The organism is Vibrio sp. MACH09, from assembly GCF_033238805.1.
Classification (GTDB): Bacteria; Pseudomonadota; Gammaproteobacteria; order Enterobacterales; family Vibrionaceae; genus Vibrio.
In genome coordinates this window covers 2625520-2645342 of the sequence record NZ_BSFZ01000001.1, presented here as the reverse complement: position 1 = coordinate 2645342, position 19823 = coordinate 2625520, and the positions used below count along the sequence as shown (strand labels likewise).

16 protein-coding genes are annotated in these 19823 nt (G+C 42.4%); 10 read left to right on the top strand and 6 right to left on the bottom strand.

Annotated features, from left to right (window positions below):
• The first annotated feature begins 18 nt into the window (after nucleotides 1-18).
• From ribF to ispH, 5 genes are all read left to right on the top strand, one after another.
• Entirely contained in the window at nucleotides 19-954 is a 936-nt protein-coding gene (gene ribF / locus CHJ_RS11850) for a bifunctional riboflavin kinase/FAD synthetase (protein ID WP_317917745.1), read from the top strand.
• Nucleotides 955-1016: 62 nt separating this feature from the next.
• Nucleotides 1017-3848 (top strand): isoleucine--tRNA ligase, encoded by a 2832-nt coding sequence (gene ileS, locus CHJ_RS11845; protein WP_317917744.1) that lies wholly within the window; start codon nucleotides 1017-1019, stop codon nucleotides 3846-3848.
• Between the two features lie 12 nt (nucleotides 3849-3860).
• A complete protein-coding gene (gene lspA / locus CHJ_RS11840; protein ID WP_317917743.1) occupies nucleotides 3861-4379 on the top strand; it encodes a signal peptidase II in 519 nt (172 codons plus the stop codon).
• 217 nt (nucleotides 4380-4596) lie between these two features.
• Nucleotides 4597-5028 carry an FKBP-type peptidyl-prolyl cis-trans isomerase gene (fkpB, locus tag CHJ_RS11835; RefSeq protein ID WP_171751295.1) on the top strand — a complete coding sequence of 144 codons (432 nt, stop codon included), beginning with the start codon at nucleotides 4597-4599 and terminating at the stop codon, nucleotides 5026-5028.
• A 19-nt stretch (nucleotides 5029-5047) separates the two neighbouring features.
• Complete coding sequence (ispH, locus tag CHJ_RS11830) at nucleotides 5048-6004, top strand: 4-hydroxy-3-methylbut-2-enyl diphosphate reductase (protein WP_171751296.1); 957 nt, start codon at nucleotides 5048-5050, stop codon at nucleotides 6002-6004.
• A 103-nt stretch (nucleotides 6005-6107) separates the two neighbouring features.
• Here the strand turns inward: ispH and CHJ_RS11825 are convergent, their stop codons facing one another.
• Nucleotides 6108-7592, bottom strand: a complete 1485-nt coding sequence (locus tag CHJ_RS11825; protein WP_171751297.1) for a carbon starvation protein A — start codon at nucleotides 7590-7592, stop codon at nucleotides 6108-6110.
• Nucleotides 7593-8026: 434 nt separating this feature from the next.
• Here CHJ_RS11825 and CHJ_RS11820 point away from each other — a divergent pair, with 434 nt between their 5' ends.
• Nucleotides 8027-8368 carry a DUF2799 domain-containing protein gene (locus tag CHJ_RS11820; RefSeq protein ID WP_171751298.1) on the top strand — a complete coding sequence of 114 codons (342 nt, stop codon included), beginning with the start codon at nucleotides 8027-8029 and terminating at the stop codon, nucleotides 8366-8368.
• A gap of 37 nt (nucleotides 8369-8405) precedes the next feature.
• Here CHJ_RS11820 and murQ read toward each other — a convergent pair whose 3' ends face one another.
• Both murQ and CHJ_RS11810 read right to left on the bottom strand, forming a co-directional pair.
• A complete protein-coding gene (gene murQ / locus CHJ_RS11815) occupies nucleotides 8406-9323 on the bottom strand; it encodes an N-acetylmuramic acid 6-phosphate etherase (protein ID WP_171751299.1) in 918 nt (305 codons plus the stop codon).
• Nucleotides 9324-10454, bottom strand: coding sequence for an anhydro-N-acetylmuramic acid kinase (locus tag CHJ_RS11810; protein ID WP_317917742.1), 1131 nt, complete (start codon nucleotides 10452-10454; stop codon nucleotides 9324-9326).
• Nucleotides 10455-10938: 484 nt separating this feature from the next.
• Between CHJ_RS11810 and nagZ the strand changes: the two genes are divergently transcribed.
• Nucleotides 10939-11922 (top strand): beta-N-acetylhexosaminidase, encoded by a 984-nt coding sequence (nagZ, locus tag CHJ_RS11805; RefSeq protein ID WP_317917741.1) that lies wholly within the window; start codon nucleotides 10939-10941, stop codon nucleotides 11920-11922.
• Here the strand turns inward: nagZ and btsR are convergent.
• Together btsR and CHJ_RS11795 are read right to left on the bottom strand one after the other, a co-directional pair.
• Nucleotides 11919-12644, bottom strand: coding sequence for a two-component system response regulator BtsR (gene btsR, locus CHJ_RS11800; RefSeq protein ID WP_171751302.1), 726 nt, complete (start codon nucleotides 12642-12644; stop codon nucleotides 11919-11921). The two genes, nagZ and btsR, sit on opposite strands and share 4 nt — an antisense overlap.
• Entirely contained in the window at nucleotides 12638-14350 is a 1713-nt protein-coding gene (locus CHJ_RS11795) for a sensor histidine kinase (RefSeq protein WP_317917740.1), read from the bottom strand. Before CHJ_RS11795 ends, btsR begins: the two co-directional genes overlap by 7 nt.
• Before the next feature lie 244 nt (nucleotides 14351-14594).
• Here CHJ_RS11795 and CHJ_RS11790 point away from each other — a divergent pair, with 244 nt between their 5' ends.
• Nucleotides 14595-15665 carry a 3-deoxy-7-phosphoheptulonate synthase gene (locus CHJ_RS11790; protein ID WP_317917739.1) on the top strand — a complete coding sequence of 357 codons (1071 nt, stop codon included), beginning with the start codon at nucleotides 14595-14597 and terminating at the stop codon, nucleotides 15663-15665.
• A gap of 161 nt (nucleotides 15666-15826) precedes the next feature.
• A complete protein-coding gene (gene tyrA / locus CHJ_RS11785; protein WP_171751305.1) occupies nucleotides 15827-16954 on the top strand; it encodes a bifunctional chorismate mutase/prephenate dehydrogenase in 1128 nt (375 codons plus the stop codon).
• 89 nt (nucleotides 16955-17043) lie between these two features.
• Here tyrA and CHJ_RS11780 read toward each other — a convergent pair whose 3' ends face one another.
• On the bottom strand, nucleotides 17044-18330 hold the full coding sequence (locus tag CHJ_RS11780) for a peptidoglycan DD-metalloendopeptidase family protein (RefSeq protein ID WP_171751306.1): 1287 nt from the start codon (nucleotides 18328-18330) through the stop codon (nucleotides 17044-17046).
• A 126-nt stretch (nucleotides 18331-18456) separates the two neighbouring features.
• Here CHJ_RS11780 and tyrS point away from each other — a divergent pair, with 126 nt between their 5' ends.
• Nucleotides 18457-19644, top strand: coding sequence for a tyrosine--tRNA ligase (gene tyrS / locus CHJ_RS11775; protein WP_317917738.1), 1188 nt, complete (start codon nucleotides 18457-18459; stop codon nucleotides 19642-19644).
• The last annotated feature ends 179 nt before the right edge of the window (nucleotides 19645-19823 follow it).

Below are 19823 nucleotides of genomic sequence, written 5' to 3'. Positions count from 1 at the left end.
AGTTTATAGCAAGTTCAAATGGAATTGATTAGAGGCATTCACAACATTAAAGCGCAACATAAAGGTTGTGTTTTAACAATAGGTAACTTTGATGGCGTTCATTTAGGACATCTAAAAGTGTTGTCTCAGCTATCGCAAAAAGCAGAGTCATTAGCATTGCCATCAGTGGTCATGACATTTGAGCCTCAACCAATGGAACTCTTTTCCACCGGTCAAGCTCCTGCTCGATTGACACGGCTTAGAGATAAGTTTGTACAACTGAGCAAACTCAATATTGATAGATTGCTCTGTGTTAATTTTAATAAGCGTTTTGCACAGTGGCCTGCGGAGTCCTTTATTAGCGACTTGTTGGTTAATCGACTGGGTGTTAAATTCTTGGTTGTCGGTGATGATTTTTGTTTTGGACAAAACAGAGCCGGTAACTTTGATATGCTGAAGAAAGCGGGTGAAAAGTATGGCTTTGAAGTGGTGAACACTCAAAGTTTTTGCGTTCAAGAGCATCGTGTAAGCAGCACATCAATTAGAAAAGCGTTAGCGGAAAATGAATTGGTTCAAGCAGAAGCCTATTTAGGCAGAGCTTATAGTATAAATGGTCGTGTTTCACATGGACAAAAGCTAGGTAGAACCATTGGGTTTCCTACCGCCAATATACCGCTAAAGCGATGTGTCTCTCCTGTCTCTGGTGTTTATGCTGTACAGGTTCATGGTCTTGGCGAACATTGCTACGGTGGTGTTGCGAATATAGGGCAGAGACCAACAGTAAACGGTACTCGCCAACAACTGGAAGTTCACCTGTTTGATTTTAATGAAAATCTATATGGGAAACAGCTTGAAGTTTCTTTAGTAAAGAAACTACGAGATGAACAACGTTTTGAGTCGTTCGAAGCGTTGAAAGCACAAATTAAATTGGATGCTGAGGCAGCGAGGGTGTGGCTGCGTCAGCTAAAGAATTAGTCGACAATCAATTGCGACTAAATAATGTCTAACGTCGCCCAACACAACGGAATCAGAAATCAATGACTGACTATAAAGATACCCTGAACTTACCTGAAACAGGGTTTCCAATGCGTGGTAACTTGGCCAATCGTGAGCCAGAAATGCTTAAGCGTTGGTATAAAGAAGATCTTTACGGTGAAATCCGTAAAGCAAAAAAAGGCAAAAAATCCTTTGTATTACATGATGGCCCTCCATATGCCAACGGTGATATTCATATTGGTCACGCGCTGAATAAGATTCTAAAAGACATTATTATCAAATCAAAAACGTTATCGGACTTTGATGCGCCATATGTACCTGGTTGGGACTGTCACGGCTTACCGATTGAGTTAATGGTTGAGAAGAAAGTAGGTAAACCGGGTCAAAAGGTTACCGCTGCTGAGTTCCGTGAAAAGTGTCGTCACTACGCTGCTGGTCAAGTGGAAGGACAGAAAGAGAGCTTTAAGCGTCTTGGCATCATGGGCGAGTGGGATAAACCTTACCGTACTATGGATTTCTCTACCGAAGCGAACATTATTCGTGCATTGGGTAAAATTGCCGACGAAGGTCACTTGCTGAAAGGGTTTAAACCTGTTCACTGGTGTACTGACTGTGGTTCGGCATTGGCTGAAGCGGAAGTAGAATACAAAGATAAGGTTTCTCCATCCATTGATGTGATGTTTAAGGCGGCGGATGAGTCGGCTTTACTTAATAAGTTCTCTCTTGCTGATGGACATCAAGGCGAAGGTGACATCTCAATTGTTATCTGGACAACAACGCCTTGGACGCTACCTGCTAACCGAGCCGTTGCCGTTAGAGCCGATCTTGAATACGTACTTATCCAAGTTGAAGGCGATCAGCCTCAACGACTGATTGTTGCCTCCGAACTGGCCAAAGATGTCATGGACAGAGCCGGTATCGAGCACTTCCATAATTTAGGTTTCTGTAAAGGTGATGACCTTGAGTTATCACGCTTCAATCATCCATTTTATGATTTTGATGTGCCTGCAATTCTTGGTGACCATGTTACGACTGAAGCGGGTACTGGTGTTGTTCATACTGCACCTGGTCATGGTCAAGAAGACTTTGCTGTTGGTCAACAATATGATTTAGAAGTTGCGAATCCAGTGGGTTCAAATGGTGTATTCTTGCCTGATACAGAGCTATTTGCTGGTCAACATGTCTTCAAAGCCAATGATGCTGTGCTGGATGTGTTAAAAGAGCGCGGTGCTTTATTACATCATCACGCTTATGAGCATAGCTATCCTCACTGCTGGCGCCATAAAACACCAATCATATTCCGTGCAACGCCGCAGTGGTTTGTGTCAATGGATCAAGCCGGGCTTCGTAGCAAAGCGTTGGAAGCGATCAAAGGTGTTCAATGGATCCCTGATTGGGGCCAAAGTCGTATCGAAGGTATGATCGAAGGTCGTCCAGAGTGGTGTATCTCTCGTCAACGTACTTGGGGTGTCCCTATTGCGCTATTCGTGCATAAAGAAACGTCTGATTTGCACCCGAACACGCCAGAGCTGATTGAAAAAGTCGCTAAGTTGGTGGAAGAGAAGGGTATTCAAGCATGGTGGGATGTTGATCCTAGCGAGCTAATGAGTGCAGAAGATGCGGATAAGTATGAGAAAGTGCTAGATACTTTAGATGTTTGGTTTGATTCTGGTGTGACTCACTATGCGGTTGTAGATAATCGTGACGAGTTTAACGGCCAAAGTGCGGACATGTACTTAGAAGGTTCGGATCAACACCGTGGTTGGTTCCAATCGTCGTTAATCTCTTCAATTGCAATGAAAGGCGTAGCGCCATATAAGCAAGTGCTTACGCACGGTTTTGTGGTTGATGGGCATGGACGTAAGATGTCTAAGTCTATTGGTAATGTTGTTGCACCAAAAGATGTCACAAACAAACTGGGTGCCGATATCCTTCGTCTATGGGTTGCGTCAACCGACTACACGGGTGAAGTTGCTGTATCAGATGAGATATTGAAACGCAGTGCGGATGCTTATCGTCGAATTCGTAACACCGCTCGCTTCTTCTTAGCGAACTTAAATGGCTTTAATCCAGAAACCGATATGGTTGCAGTTGAAGATATGATCGCATTAGATCGTTGGGCTGTAGGTAGAGCCAAAGCAGCACAAGATGAAATCATCAAAGCCTATGAGGAGTATAATACCCACGGTGTTATGCAACGTTTAATGCAGTTCTGTTCTATTGAAATGGGCTCCTTCTATCTTGATATCATTAAAGATAGACAATACACGGCGAAAAATGGTGGCTTGGCTCAACGTAGCTGTCAATCTGCGCTTTACCATATTGTAGAAGCCTTAGTTCGTTGGATGGCTCCAATCATGTCATTCACTGCGGATGAAATCTGGAACCAGATGCCGGGTGACAGAAATAAGTTTGTCTTTACCGAAACTTGGTATGAAGGGCTATTTGCTTTAGATGCAGGTGATGAGCTAAACGATGAGTTTTGGAACAGTATTCAAGATGTTCGTGGTGCAGTGAACAAATTGCTTGAGTCGGCGCGAAGTGAAAAAGTAATTGGTGGTTCTTTACAAGCTGAAGTCACACTATTTGCAGATGATGCTTTAGCAGAGAAACTCAATAAACTGAGTGATGAACTTCGATTTGTATTGTTGACATCAAAAGCGCAAGTGAAAGGGATCAGTGAACAATCTGATTCTGCTCAGGCGACTGAAATTGACGGTTTGTTTGTTGAAGTGATCGCCGCGGAAACAGAGAAATGTGATCGTTGCTGGCACCATGTTGCAGATGTGGGCACCATTGCAGGTCATGACAATATTTGTGGTCGTTGTGTTTCTAACGTTGAAGGTGACGGTGAAGCTCGTCAGTTTGCTTAATTTAGGATCGCTATGAATAAAGAACCAACGTCATTAGAATCAATGTCGTTACAGCAATCGGGAGTACGCTGGCTTTGGCTGGCGACTCTGGTGTTTATTGCTGATATCGGTATTAAATACCTTGTTATGAACCGTATGGGGTTTGGTTGGGATAATCGTATAGAGATCTTGCCATTCTTCAATTTTCTTTACGTGCATAACTATGGAGCAGCGTTTAGCTTCCTTAGTGATCAAGGTGGTTGGCAGCGTTGGTTCTTTAGCGCTATTGCATTTATTGTTTGTGGCATGCTTGTTTATTGGATGTCAAAACTGCCGGCAAAGGAAAAGTGGAACAATATTGCTTACGCTTTGATAATTGGTGGTGCAATAGGCAATGTGTATGATCGATTAGTGCACGGTTTTGTGGTGGATTATCTTGATTTCTTCTGGGGTAACTATCATTGGCCAGCATTTAACTTAGCGGACAGTGCTATATGTATTGGCGCTGCGATGATCATCCTTGATGGCTTTCGTAAAAAGCCAACAGAGTAAAAGCATCGCGAATGAACTCATGACGACAAATAGTTGCAGTTACTTGAGTTCAAAGTAATGTTCATTACATCAACAAGATAACTTAAAACACCAGAGCCTTGCTCTGGTGTTTTTTATTGTCACAGTTTATACATCCATAGAAAACTAAAGGTTTTTTCTAAACAAGCTTGATGGTTAAATAGAGAAAAATTTTAATTGTCTATTAAAGGATACCGCTGTGAACGCAATTCAGTCAGATAGTGTTGTTACGCTCCACTTCACCATTAAACTAAGTGACAACTCAGTAGCAGATAGTACCCATATGTCGGGTAAACCTGCTAAATTTGTTATGGGTGATGGAAGTTTAAGCCCCAACTTTGAGAAGCATTTACTTGGTCTAAAACAAGATGATAGCCGATCTATTGCGTTAAAAGCTGCCGATGCGTTTGGTATGCCAAATCCAGACAATATTCATCATATGGATAGAGCCAAATTTGTAGGCGATGCAAATGCTGAAGTAGGCGCAATCATGGCTTTTTCTGGTGCTGATGGTAATGAAATTCCCGGAATAATTACTAATATTGCTGGTGACTCAGTCACGGTAGACTTTAATCATCCGCTAGCAGGACAAGATGTCACCTTTGAAGTTGAAATTAAATCTGTAGAATAGCGGCGTTAAAGAGATAGCAATGAGCAATGACATGAAAATATTATTAGCAAACCCAAGAGGGTTTTGCGCGGGAGTGGATCGCGCAATCAGTATCGTTGAGCGTGCATTAGACATGTATCAAGCCCCTATCTATGTTCGGCATGAAGTGGTTCATAACCGTTTTGTGGTAGAGGGATTAAAGCAACGAGGTGCTGTATTTGTTGAAGAGCTCAATGAAGTTCCTGACAACAGCATTGTGATTTTCTCCGCTCATGGTGTCTCGCAGGCCGTACGTGAAGAAGCAAAAGCTCGAACTTTGACAGTATTCGATGCGACGTGTCCACTGGTGACAAAGGTCCATATGGAAGTAGCCCGTGCGAGCAAAAAGAATATGGAAGTCGTATTGATAGGGCATGCAGGCCATCCTGAAGTAGAAGGGACCATGGGGCAGTACTCAAGTGAAACTGGTGGTATGTACCTGGTTGAGAGACCTGAAGATGTTGACTCTCTCTCGGTGAATGATCCGTCTCATCTTCACTATGTCAGCCAAACGACTTTGTCTGTAGATGAAACTTCCGAGGTTATAGAAAAACTTCGTCAGGTCTATCCAAACATTCAAGGACCACGTAAAGATGATATCTGCTATGCCACTCAAAACCGCCAAGATGCCGTGCGAGAACTGGCAGAAAAAGTGGATGTGATGGTTGTCGTTGGTTCAAAAAACTCGTCTAATTCAACCAGACTGAAAGAGCTGGCTGAGAAGCTAGGAACGACCAGTTATTTAACAGATTGCCCAGAAGATATTCTTCCTGAGTGGTTAGATGGGTCAATAAAAGTGGGTGTTACGGCTGGGGCATCTGCACCAGAAGAGCTAGTGGATAACATTCTGGCTCGTATTCAAGCCTTGGGTGCAGAAACCATCGAAGAGATAGATGGACGTGAAGAAAACATGTTTTTTGAAGTACCGAAAGAGCTGCAAATAAAAAATATTAGTTAATATTTAGCCTCGCTTTATAGCCGTGTCATCCTAGCACAACAAAAAAGGGTTCCTATTAGGAACCCTTTTGTATAGTCAGTCGTTTATATGAAGTATTAAACTATTATGCTGTTTTGGTCACACCATCTGGTTTTTCTTCATCGGCCAACTCAGAATCACCCTTGCCTTTAGATGTCTTAATTACATAGGCCGTGATAGCCAGTGCAGATGCAACACCAATAACGGTTGAGATGTTGATTGGTAGACCAAAGCCTAGTTTAGCGCTGCTCATGATGAACGAGACACAAACCGTTGTCATGAACATGGCTGGTACAGTAGCAATCCAGTGAAGTTTATTGTGACGCAATAGGTAAGCGGCTGCTGTCCAAAGCATCATGGTCGCGGTTGACTGGTTTGCAAAACCGAAGTAACGCCAGATAATGCCAAAGTCTACTTGAGTTAGGATGCCGCCAATAATAAATAGAGGTACCGCCATCAGTAAACGTTTTGGAAGTGATCTCTGCTCAACATTAAAGTACTCGGCCAGAATCAAACGGCTTGAACGGAATGCTGTATCACCAGAAGTAATTGGTAGAATAACAACCCCTAGGAAAGCCAAAATACCACCAAACACACCAAGTAATCCAAATGATGCAGAGTAAACAACATTGCCAGGACCACCAGCTTTAACCGCTTCTTGAAGTCCGTCAATGGTGCCAAAGAATGTTAGTGCAAGAGTACACCAGATAATAGCGATAATACCTTCACCAATCATTGCACCGTAGAAGACGAAACGACCGTTTTTCTCATTTTCCATACAGCGAGCCATCAAAGGAGATTGCGTTGCGTGGAAACCAGAAATAGCACCACAGGCGATAGTAATAAATAACGCAGGCCATAGTGGAAGATTGTTAGGGTTCATATTAGTAAACATGTCACTCAGCGCGTATCCACCTAAAATGGTGTGTTCGCTAGAGAAGCCTACCGCAGCGATCAAGCCAACAGACATGAAGACTAATAGCGCACCAAAGAATGGGTAGAAGCGACCAATGATTTTATCGACTGGTACAATCGTTGCGATAATGTAGTATGCGAAAATCATGATCACCATGGTGATTTTTGATACTTCCATACTTGATTGCTCGTTCACTAAGTTGGTCAGCATTCCTGCTGGCGCAGAAACGAATACCACGCCCACAAGCAGAAGTAACACAATGGCGAATACGTTCATAAAGTGACGAGCACCATTACCTAAGTAGCGACCTGATAATGTTGGAATTGACGCGCCATTATTGCGCACCGATAACATGCCTGAAAAGTAGTCGTGTACCGCGCCTGCAAAAATACAACCCAGTACAATCCATAGTAATGCCGCTGGGCCGTAAAGGGCACCCATAATTGGGCCGAAAATTGGGCCAACACCAGCGATATTAAGTAATTGAACGAGATACACCTTTTTAGTCGACATTGGTACATAGTCAACGCCGTCATTTAGCGCATGCGCTGGTGTTTGACGTTTTTCATTGATACCGAATACTTTCTCAACGAACGCGCCGTAGATAAAGTACCCACCGATTAAAGCAGCGATACAGAATAGAAACCACATCATAATTATTGTCCCACATATTGATTATTTATATATTTCAGCATTGATACTAAAAGGAGAGATGGTCAAATGCATCCAGAGACAAGGTAAGCGGTTAAATATTGAATTAACTGGTCGATATAGTAATTGAGTGGTTTGTTAATTGTATTCGATAACTCTGTGTCGACGTTGGGAGCCACTCGTTATGCTGTGTGAGAGTATTTTTCTGTCTAGCTGAGGCGGCATGGTCCTGAACGACTGCGGAGTCGCGATGTGTTCAAACTGGTGGTTTGAAAATATATTATTGTTAAATAAGCCCCTTTAAGTTATTTCGCTATATAGAAAAACAGAATGATTGAGTGACATTATAAAACAATGTTGTCTGTTTTAAGGTACTATTTATTGATAGACATCACTTTGCAGTTAGTCGATGGAGTGAGCAATTTAAGGGCAATAACATGAAACTAAAAATCTATTTTTCTCTATTGGCGCTGCTATTGTCAGCGTGTTCTGCTGGTGTTGAGGATTTAGCCGCGAGCGGTAATTGGTCTGATATTGGCTACCGTGACGGTATAAAAGGTCAGCACTCTCGTTCGTTTTCGGAGTTGCAAAAGTTAGGAGAGGCAAATCAAGCTGAGTATGACCAAGGTTACGTAAGGGGAGTAACTGAGTATTGTAATCCTGAACATGCATATCAAATAGGTCTTTCTGGTTCGTACTACCAAGGCGTATGTGAAGGAACCGTTAGCGCACAAAAGTTCCGCATGGAATGGTTAAGAGGTTGGAACGAGGGTAAGTAAACCTCCCTCGTTAATTGAGTGACTAGAAAGACTTGTGCTACTGTTTTTCTACCACTTTTCGTAAAAAGCCACCTTGTTGCTCCAGTTGCTGTCTGGCTTGTGGCAGTTCCATGCCAGTTAGTATCATCAGTATGGACAGTTTTACATCAAATTGAGTTTCAGCAAGGCGGGCTTTCGCTAGCGTAGCATCACAATCTGTTGCTTGCATAACAATACGAACCGCCCGAGCAGAAAGCTTTTTATTGCTGGCCTTCACATCCACCATTAAGTTTTGATAACTCTTCCCTAAGCGGATCATACTGGCGGTGGTGAGCATGTTAAGAACCAGTTTTTGTGCGGTACCAGACTTTAATCTGGTGGAACCGGTTAACGCTTCTGGTCCAACAACGGGGCTAATGGCTATGGCGGCAATGTCAGCAATTGGTGAGTTGGGATTGCATGATAGTGCGACGGTCGTTGCCCCGAGACGATTGGCGTAATGAAGTGCGCCAATGACATAAGGAGTTCTTCCACTGGCAGCAATAGCAACCAATACATCATCACAATTAAATTGAATGTTTTGTAGATCTTCAATTCCCATGCTTTCCGAATCTTCAGCACCCTCTACCGCTTTGAATATCGCCTCTTTTCCTCCGGCAATAAGTCCAACAACCATATCATCAGACACACCGAAAGTCGGAGGGCATTCAGAAGCATCGAGAACGCCTAATCGACCACTGGTTCCTGCGCCAATGTAAATCAGTCTGCCACCTTTTTTGAAAGAGTGGGTGATGCGATCAACGGCTAGCGCTATCTCAGGTAGTACTTTTTCAACCGCCAGAGGAACGGTTTTGTCTTGCGTATTAAGGCGCTGAACAATCTCTAAAGAGGAGAGTAAGTCAATATCCATCGTTTCTGGATTTCGCCCTTCTGAGACTAAGCTGGAGAGGGCGGATATTAGGGCATCATTTGTCATCTATACTTCCTCTGTATCTGCTGGATAAATCACGCCGAGTGAGACAAGGCGCGTTGCACCCGTTACTTGCGGCAAGTTGCTGGGTAAATTGTGGATTCTCTGCTTGGCTAACCAAGCAAACGCAATCGCTTCCATATAATCGCTGCTAATGCCTCGCTCATCGGTGGTTGCCACCGTCCACCCTGTTAGCAGCTGATTTAGCCTTGCCATAATTAAAGGATTATTCGCTCCCCCCCCACAAACAAGCAACTCAGGAGACGTGCCATTGCTATATTGGCGAACTTCATCGCTAATGGTGATAACGGTCAGTTCCACGAGCGTGGCTTGAACATCTTCGGCAGCGAGTTTTTGACCATATTCCGCCAATTTATTGTTGAGCCAGCTATGGTTAAATCGTTCTCTGCCAGTACTTTTGGGAGCGGGTTTTGAAAAGAAGTCATCTTGTAACAGTAGTGCCAATAAACCTTTATTTACTGTGCCAGACAAAGCAAACTCTGCATTCAAATCAAAAGGTTGAGACCGCTGTTCAGCGATCCAGCTATCAAGAAGCATATTTCCAGGTCCAGTATCATAGCCGATAGTCGCAATATTGGGTCTCAACACTGAAATATTGGCGATACCGCCTATATTGAGCACCACGACACTAGAGTGATTGGCTTGAAAGATGGATTGATGGAAAGCAGGTACAAGTGGCGCTCCTTGCCCTCCGTAAGCCATATCTTTACGACGAAAATCGGTTACGGTAGTTATGCCTGTTTTGCTGGCGATGATATTGGCATCACCAAGCTGCATGGTAAATGGAGCCGTACCATCGGGTTGATGAAATACCGTTTGTCCATGATTGCCTATGGCTTTAATTTGCTGGGCTTGGTAACCAGATAGATCCAGTAGTTGCTTAATGGCGTCAGCATATAGATGCCCTAAGCAATGGTCTAACTCACCGACGGTTTTCAGCGTGGTCTCTTGACCGATAACGATATCGAGTAACGCCTGTTTTAATTGTTCTGGTACAGGATAGAAGCTTTCTGCAAGCAGTGTTAACTTGTTTTGGTCAAAGCGAACGAGCACTGTATCTACACCGTCTAAGCTAGTACCAGACATCACACCTATATAGAGTTCACCTGCTTCCATAAAAAATCCTATCTATTTTAAATTGTTAGCTCGCTCATCAGTATATACTCAAGTGACCTCAAGATGCAGGATTCAGAGCGACATCAACAGGTTCAGTTCAAGAAAGATAATCGAAGGAATGGCATTCTCTTTCAAGGTTATCTGACGCAGAATTGAGCATGTTGATGCGCTTCCAAAGGGCGAGTTTTATTGGCTGCTGCCCTGTGTTACTGATTCTTGCCGTAGAATGACTATGCCTTCAAATCAGTGCCTTGATCAGAAGCCAAAAAATTCTCGCTGAACTAGCTCCTTGAGGTTACTTGAGTATATCATCTGCATAAGACGTTTTCTTTACTGGGCTTTATTTAAGCTGAACTGCTCGAGAGAAAAATGCGGTTACTTGATGATAGGCTTTGCTGCTATTATTCAGCTTCTGGGGCATAACTTCGTTTGTTAAGCCATCAAGCAATAATTTGTAATCATTTTCGTTATTAAAGGTGTAATTATGGGACCGCTTTGGTTAGATGTCGCTGGCTATGAACTTTCACAAGAAGACAAAGAGGTATTGCAGCATCCGACGGTTGGTGGAGTTATCTTGTTTGCTAGAAACTACTATGATAACCAACAGCTTACAGCGTTAAATACCGCTATACGGAAAGTGACCCAAGGTAAAGTTCTGGTTGGTGTTGATCAAGAAGGTGGACGAGTTCAACGCTTTCGTGAGCATTTCTCATTGATTCCCCCTGCTAGCAGCTTTGCGCTGCAGCCAAATGGTGAAGAGCTAGCTCAACAGGCTGGTTGGTTGATGGCGGCAGAGCTTATTGCTCATGATATTGATTTAAGTTTCGCTCCGGTGCTTGATGTTGGTCATCAGTGTCAGGCTATCGGCAACCGTGCCTTTTCTGATAACGCCCAATCTGTATTGCGTTTTAGTACCGCATTTATGAAAGGGATGAAAGAGGTGGGAATGGCTACGACGGGGAAACATTTTCCTGGGCATGGTGGTGTTATTGCCGATTCCCATCTGGAAACTCCTTACGATGATAGACGTACCATTTTTGAAGAAGACATGGCCATATTTACCAAGCAAATCAATAGTGGGGTGTTGGACGCCATTATGCCAGCCCACGTAATCTATAGTCATTATGATGATCAGCCAGCCAGCGGTTCACCATATTGGTTAAAAGAGGTATTGCGGAAGCAGCTAGGTTTTAAAGGGATCGTATTTTCTGATGATCTCAATATGGATGGCGCTGGTATTATGGGAACACCTGCAGAACGCTCACAGCAATCTCTTGATGCTGGCTGTGATATGGTGCTGATGTGCAACAACAGGCAATCTCAAATTGATGTGCTTGATAACCTAGTAGTGACAACTGAGCCACAAGTAAGGCATCTGTTCAAGAAACACGCTTTTACTTTATCAGATTTACAATCTTCATCTCAGTGGAAAGAGGCGTCTATTGCAATGAAGCGATTGTTGGACTAAATGATCCCCAATTTTTCTTTAAGCACTTTTAAGTGTCTTCTGCTCACAGGAACGACATGATCTGAGTTGGTGATGATTTCTGCTAAGCCATTCTCTAATAGTTTTATCTCTTTGATCGTATTGGTGTTAACTAAATATTGTCGATGGCAGCGAAGAAGGTTTGTTTTCTCTTCTAGTGTTTTAAGGGTGAGCTGGCTTGATGCGGAAAGGTGAGCAGATTGAACATGAACACCGCTGATGTCGCTATAGACCATCTCTACATCTTTACTGGCAATGATCACTATTCGGTTATGGCCAATACAGGGGATCTGTTCTAAATAGCTTGGTGCTAATATGGTGATATCTGCTTGTTTAAGTTCTTTTTCATGCTGCTTGACTAAACGGCTGATGGTTTTATTGAGTCTGCAGGTATCAATAGGTTTAAGTAGGTAATCAAAGGCATTGTCTTCAAATGCTTGAATCGCATATTGATCAAAGGCAGTCACAAACACAACTGATGGCATCGTGTCTTGATCAAGCATCGCCAGCAGTTCAATGCCGCTTATTTGTGGCATTTGAATGTCTAAAAACACCACATCAGGTTTTAGGCTGTTGATTTTTTTCAACCCTTCAATGGCGTTACTGGCTTTATCAAGCACATTAATCTGGTTGGTTTCATGTAAAAGTTCTGTTAGCTCTTCTTGTGCGAGTAGCTCATCATCAATGACTAATGCAGTTAACATGTACCGTCCTTTCTTTCACTATTCGATTCGTTGTTTATATTTTTATTGGGGATAATAAAGCTCATTCTAGTAAATTCATTATTATTTACTACCGTCTTGAGTGAGCCATCATGTCCAAAGTAGTGAGTTAGGCGTTTGCTCACAATTTGCATGCCTAATCCTTGATGACCTTCTTTAGGTTCAGAGTAGCTACCAGCATTATCCTCAACAATTATCTCGCAGCCTTGGCTGTTACATTGGTTATAAATCCTGATATGTCCACCTTCAAGCATATGCGAGGTACCATGTTTTATGGCGTTCTCCACCAGTGGTTGAAGGGTAAAGCTCGGGAGCTCTCTATCTTGTAGTTCCGGATCGATGTCTATATCGACTTCTAGTCGATCACTAAAGCGGGCCTTTTCTATCGTAAGGTAGGCATTCACATGCTCAAGTTCTTCGCGTAATGAGACAATATCAACGTTCTGTTTTAAGTTACTGCGAAAGAAGTGGGAAAGGTGCTGAATCAATGCTCTTGCCTTGGTCGGGTCTTTTCTCACTACGGCGCTAATAGTATTGAGGGCATTGAAGAGAAAATGAGGGTTGATCTGTGCATGTAACAGTTTTATCTCGGCTTGGGAAAGCAGTATTCGCTGCTCTTGATAATCGCCAAATAAAATCTGGCTTGAGAGCAGCTGTGCAATGCCTTCAGCCATGGACATATTAATGGTAGAAAACAGTTTTCGTTTTGGTTCGTATAGCTTAATGGTTCCAACAACCTGATCTCCGGCCCTTAACGGAATAACCAATGCTGACGCTAACTTACAATCATGAGAAATGGAGCATTGATAAGGGTTTTCTTTGCCATCCATGTAGATGATGTCATTCTCTTCGATGGCTTTCCTGGTGCAGTAGGATGAAATAGGTGTATTAGGTTTGTGGTGATCATCACCGATACCCACAAAGGCTAAGATTTTGTCTTTATCGGTAATTGATACGGCACCAACACTGGTCTCCTCATAAATGATTCGTGCCATCTTTTCTGCATTATGGGCATTAAACCCTGTACTTAATATCCCCACAGAGCGTTCAGCAATCGTCAATGCTCGACGAGAAAATGTCGCTGAATATTTTTCAAAAATCGTTTTTCTGTCTTGGAGAATACTGATGAAAAGTGCGGCACCAACCGAGTTGGCTATTATCATAGGAGTAACAATGGTTGATACTAACTGGAACGCTTGATCAAAGGGTTTTGCAACAAGCAAAATAATCAGCATTTGTATGACTTCAGCAAAAAAGGTAATCGAGAAAACCACAAGTGGATTAAATAGCTGCTCTGGTTTGTTTTTCTTGATTAAGTAAGCGTGCAGCAGGCCACCAATTAAACCTTCAGCGGTTGTTGAGATTGCACAGGCTAGATCGGTAAAGCCACCCAACGTGTATCTATGTACTCCTCCAGTGAGTCCGACGGCGAAACCAACCACAGGTCCACCAAACAGACCGCCCATTACTGCTCCCATCGCGCGAGTATTGGCAATAGCGTCGTTTATTTGCAAGCCAAAATAGGAACCCATAATACAAAACAGCGAGAATATGACATAGCAGGTCAACTTGTGTTCAATACGGTTTGACATGCTTAGTAAAGGCAGGAAAATCGGGGTTTTGCTCAGCATATAGGCCAATACTAAATAGACACACATCTGTTGCAATAGGGATAAAACGAGTTCCATAATAGCCTAAAGTGAAAAATGGTTTGTTATTATTTTAAGCGAGATCTGTTGTTAAAAATAGCGATGGAGAGTTGATATCCAATATCGATACAACAATAAAATTGAGTGTAATATTATATTTACACCGTGTGTTTTTTATTATTTACACTTGCAATGATGGCTCTAGCTGTTATCTTGTTGCTCTATAGGTGGTTTTGATTATCACATAAATTCTAAGTGTAAATTAATTTGTACGGAAATGAGCATGGAAAGAAGTGAATTAAGTAATGTCAATATTAGTGATGAGCAGGTTCTGATCACTCCAAATCAACTAAAAGATAAATTACCCTTGAGTGATAATGCTCGACGTTTTATTCAAGAGTCCCGTCAGACTATATCAAATATCATTCATAAGAAAGATCATCGTTTACTGGTTGTGTGTGGACCATGCTCAATTCATGATATAGATGCAGCAAAAGAGTATGCGAAACGCTTAAAAACCCTTTCTGAGCAACTCAGTGATCAAATCTATATCGTCATGCGTGTCTACTTTGAGAAACCAAGAACAACCGTTGGTTGGAAGGGCTTAATCAATGACCCACAATTAGACGGTACCTTTGACATTGAACATGGTCTGCATGTTGGTCGTAAGTTGCTGGTGGACTTAGCTGAAATGGAAATACCATTAGCAACAGAGGCGCTGGATCCTATTAGCCCTCAGTACCTGGCGGATACTTTTAGCTGGGCTGCGATTGGTGCCAGAACAACAGAATCTCAGACACATAGAGAGATGGCGAGCGGTTTATCTATGCCTATTGGGTTTAAAAATGGAACAGATGGCAACTTAGCAACTGCGATCAATGCGATGCAAGCGGCTGCGTCCAGTCATAGATTTATGGGGATTAATCGTGATGGTCAAGTGGCACTATTGACTACTCAAGGCAATACCGATGGGCATGTCATTCTTCGTGGTGGTAAACAAACCAATTATGATTCGGTATCGGTTACCGAGTGTGAAGAAGAGATGGCAAAACACAATTTGGATGCATCCTTGATGGTGGATTGTAGCCATGCTAACTCTCGTAAAGATTATCGTCGTCAGCCACTGGTTGCGGAAGATGTTATTCATCAAATTAGAGAAGGCAATAAGTCAATTATTGGTTTGATGATTGAAAGTCATATTAATGAAGGGAACCAATCTTCTGATCTCGCATTGGAAGATATGCAGTACGGTGTATCAATTACTGATGCGTGTATAAATTGGGCTGCAACTGAGGCACTATTACGTCATGCACATAAAGAGCTAGTGCCATTCCTAGAAGATAGGTTAAAGTAATCTGAAAACATCTTGAGCTGTGTTATGAGTCGCTTACATAGGATAACTATGCTGCTCTCCTCATGCCTTGCTCAAACCGATTTCAGATTGAACAATATTTGTACTCGAAAGGTAAACAGACCCTAGTTATAGATGTAATAAAGTAGAATAAGGCAACCTTAATGGCGGTAGAGTTAAAGGCATTACGAGATAAAATAGATTCCGTTGATAAACAGATGATTGAATTATTAGCGGAGCGTTTATCATTGGTGGAGCAGGTAGGCGAAGTGAAAAGTGAGCATGGATTGCCTATTTATGCTCCTGATAGAGAAGCGGCTATGCTGGCTTCACGTCGCAGTGAAGCGGAAAAACAGGGTGTTCCAGCTCAGCTGATCGAAGATATCTTACGAAGAACAATGCGAGAATCTTATGCCAGTGAAAATGATTCGGGTTTTAAGTGTTTAAATCCTGAGTTAAGAAGCATCGTTATCGTTGGTGGTCACGGGCAGCTAGGTGGCCTGTTTCGTCGAATGTTCGAACTGTCCGGCTATCAGGTAAAAGTACTGGGCAGCCAAGATTGGGAACACGCTGATACCTTGCTTAGTGATGCAGGTTTAGTGGTGGTGACGGTACCTATTCATCTAACGGAAGGTGTGATTGATCGGTTAGCTGGGTTACCGGAGGATTGTATTCTATGTGATTTAACCTCAATTAAGTCTGCTCCGTTACAGCGAATGCTACAGGTTCATTCCGGCCCCGTTGTCGGGCTTCATCCTATGTTTGGTCCTGATGTGCCGAGTTTAGCAAAGCAGGTCATTGTCTACAGCGATGGTCGAGGTGGAGAACATTATCAATGGTTGCTGGATCAGTTTGTGATTTGGGGGGCAAGTTTAAGCGCAATTGATGCCGCTGAGCATGACCATGGAATGACATTGATACAAGCCCTTCGACACTTTACTTCTTTCGCTTATGGGCTGCATTTAAGTCGAGAAAACCCAGATATAGATAAGCTGTTACAACTAAGCTCACCAATATATCGACTAGAGCTCGCCATGGTTGGGCGCCTATTTGCTCAAGACCCTAATTTATATGCAGATATTATTCTTTCTTCACAAGAAAATATTGAAATGATTAAGCGTTTTCACCACTGTTTTGGCCAAGCAATATCTGTGTTGGATGGTCATGACAAGGAAGCATTTGTGACAAGCTTTAATCAGGTGAGTCATTGGTTTGGTGACTATTCGCAGCAATTTATGTCTGAGAGTCAGAGTTTATTGAAACAGGCGAATGATGCTATTCATCGTGGCTAAAGGTTGCTAAAAGTATATTGATAAAAAAAATGGGCGTAGAGCCCATTTTTTTATGTGATTGGTGTTTAGGTTTAAATCTGTTTCTAACCTTAATTTGAAAACAATAATTTTCCGTATCGTTCCAACTTCTCTAAACGAATTTTAGCATTGGCCATAAAGGTCTGTTTATCTTTTCCTTTCAGCGATTTAGACTGAGGCAGTTTTACCGTACGAGCATTCTTATGCACACCGTTAACCAAGAATTCGTAATGCAAGTGAGGTCCGGTTACTCGCCCTGTGCCGCCTAAAGTGCCAATACTTTGTCCCTGTTTGACTCTTTGTCCACTTCTGACTAAGCGCTTTTTCATATGCAGATACTTGGTGATATAGGTATTGCTATGACGGATAAATACGTAATTACCATTGTACTTATTATAACCTGACTTCTCGACGATGCCGTCTCCTGCTGCCCAAATAGGTGTGCCCACTGGCGCTGCGTAATCGGTACCTCGGTGGGCGACGACTTTACCCGTAACTGGATGACGGCGGCGAGGATTGAAATTAGAGGTAACACGACGAAAATCGATAGGAGAACGCAAAAATGCTTTTTTCATAGCGCGACCATTTTCGTCATAATAGTTTTCAGTTTTATCATCTAAAATGGCTTTAAAGGTGTCACCTTGGTTGGTGAACACTGCGGCAATAATTTTGCCTCTGCCCATTATTTCGCCTTCGACTATTTTTTCTTCATAGAGAACTTTAAAACTATCTCCTGAGCGAATGTCTAATGCAAAATCAATATCCCAGCCAAAAATTCCCGCCAGTTCCATCGTTTGATTTGGCGTGAGATCGGCAGAGAGTGCAGCATTCCAGAAATTAGAGGTAATCACTGCTTCAGTGTAGTTGTACTGAATATTGACGGTTTTCTTCTCAAATTCACTGGTGTATGTATCGCCAGACTTGGTGATTCGAAATGTCTCAAATGGTGTGATAACACGTTTAATTTGCAGCAGTTGATGATTGTCATCAAACCCAAATAACAGCTCTTCACCCACACGCAAACGAGTGAGCTGGTTGTTGATATCTTTATTACTGTTAATTAAGTTATGAAGTAGCCTTGCACTTAATCCAATACGTTTAAAGAGTACGGCTGCACTTTCTCCTGAAGCAACTTTGTATTTTTCCCAACGAACAGTCGATTTTGGTAGCGCGGAATTGTGAATATCTAAAGATTCAAAATTAATCGTGACGGGATAGAGTTTACCCACTGCAAGTGTAGACTGATTTTTAGTTAAATCAGAGCTATCTGGCAAGAACAATACAACGGTGATCAATGCTGAAATCAGCACAATCAGTGCTCGATGGATAAGTGGCAGACGTAAAAAAGTCGAGAGCATGTTCAATCTTTGCTAAATATTAGTGAAAAAAGACAATAGGAGAGTCTAACTGGTTTCAAAATACATAGCTATTCAAGTAAGATGTGCGGATAGTATTTTTTGCCAAATTCGTGGGAGCAAACAGAAATGGCGAGTATTGAAGCAGCTTTAGCTGAAATTAAGCGCGGTGTAGAAGAGCTAATTCCTGAAGCAGAGTTGATTGAAAAGTTAAAAGAGAACCGACCTTTAAGAATTAAACTGGGTGCCGATCCGACAGCACCAGATATTCACCTTGGTCATACTGTTATTCTTAACAAGCTTCGCCAGTTTCAAGAACTTGGTCACGAAGTGACGTTTTTGATTGGTGATTTCACCGGTATGGTTGGTGACCCATCAGGTAAAAACACCACGCGTCCGCCGTTAACTCGAGAAGACGTGTTAGCGAATGCCGAAACGTATAAACAGCAAGTATTCAAAATTCTTGACCCAAGCAAAACTAAAATTCAGTTTAACTCTGAGTGGTTAAATGAACTTGGTGCTGCGGGTATGATTAAGCTGGCTTCTCATCAGACTGTGGCTCGTATGTTAGAGCGTGACGATTTTAAAAAGCGTTATGCTGGTGGGCAACCTATTGCTATTCATGAATTTATGTACCCATTATTACAAGGGTATGACTCTGTAGCGATGGAAACAGATGTTGAGCTTGGTGGAACGGATCAGAAGTTCAACCTACTTATGGGTCGTGAGTTACAAAAAGCCAATGGACAGAAGCCACAATGCGTTTTGATGATGCCTCTGTTGGTAGGACTGGATGGCGAGAAGAAAATGTCCAAGTCTGCTCACAACTACATTGGTGTTAGTGAAGCTCCAAGTGAGATGTTTGGTAAAATCATGTCTATTTCTGATGACTTGATGTGGAGCTATTATGAGCTTCTCTCTTTCCGTCCTTTAGCTGAGATCGAGCAGTTTAAGTCAGATGTAGAAGCTGGAAAGAATCCAAGAGATATTAAGATTCTGCTGGCAAAAGAGATTATTGCTCGCTTCCACAGTCAGTCAGATGCTGATGCCGCTGAACAAGAGTTTATCAATCGCTTCCAAAAAGGGGCGATGCCAGACGAAATGCCTGAGTTTACTTTTGATGCTGGTATTGCCATTGGCAATCTACTTAAAGATGCGGCTTTGGTTAGTTCTACCTCTGATGCTATGCGTATGATCCGTCAAGGCGCAGCTAAAATTGATGGTAAAAAGATAGAAGATACCAAACTGATTCCTGAAAAAGGAACGGCGGTATATCAAGTTGGTAAGCGTAAATTTGCTCGTGTTACTTTAGGTTAAAGTGAAACGCTAAGACTAAGATTTACAGCCACATTTATTGTCATGAAAAGAGCGCTAAAAAAGTGCTCTTTTTTTTCATTTTTTTCGTGCAAATTTTCTTCTAGACCGTTAAAATTCAGCCCGCTGCAAGTCGCAGTATATCTGGAGATTTTTATGAACAATACCGACCATCCTCCTAG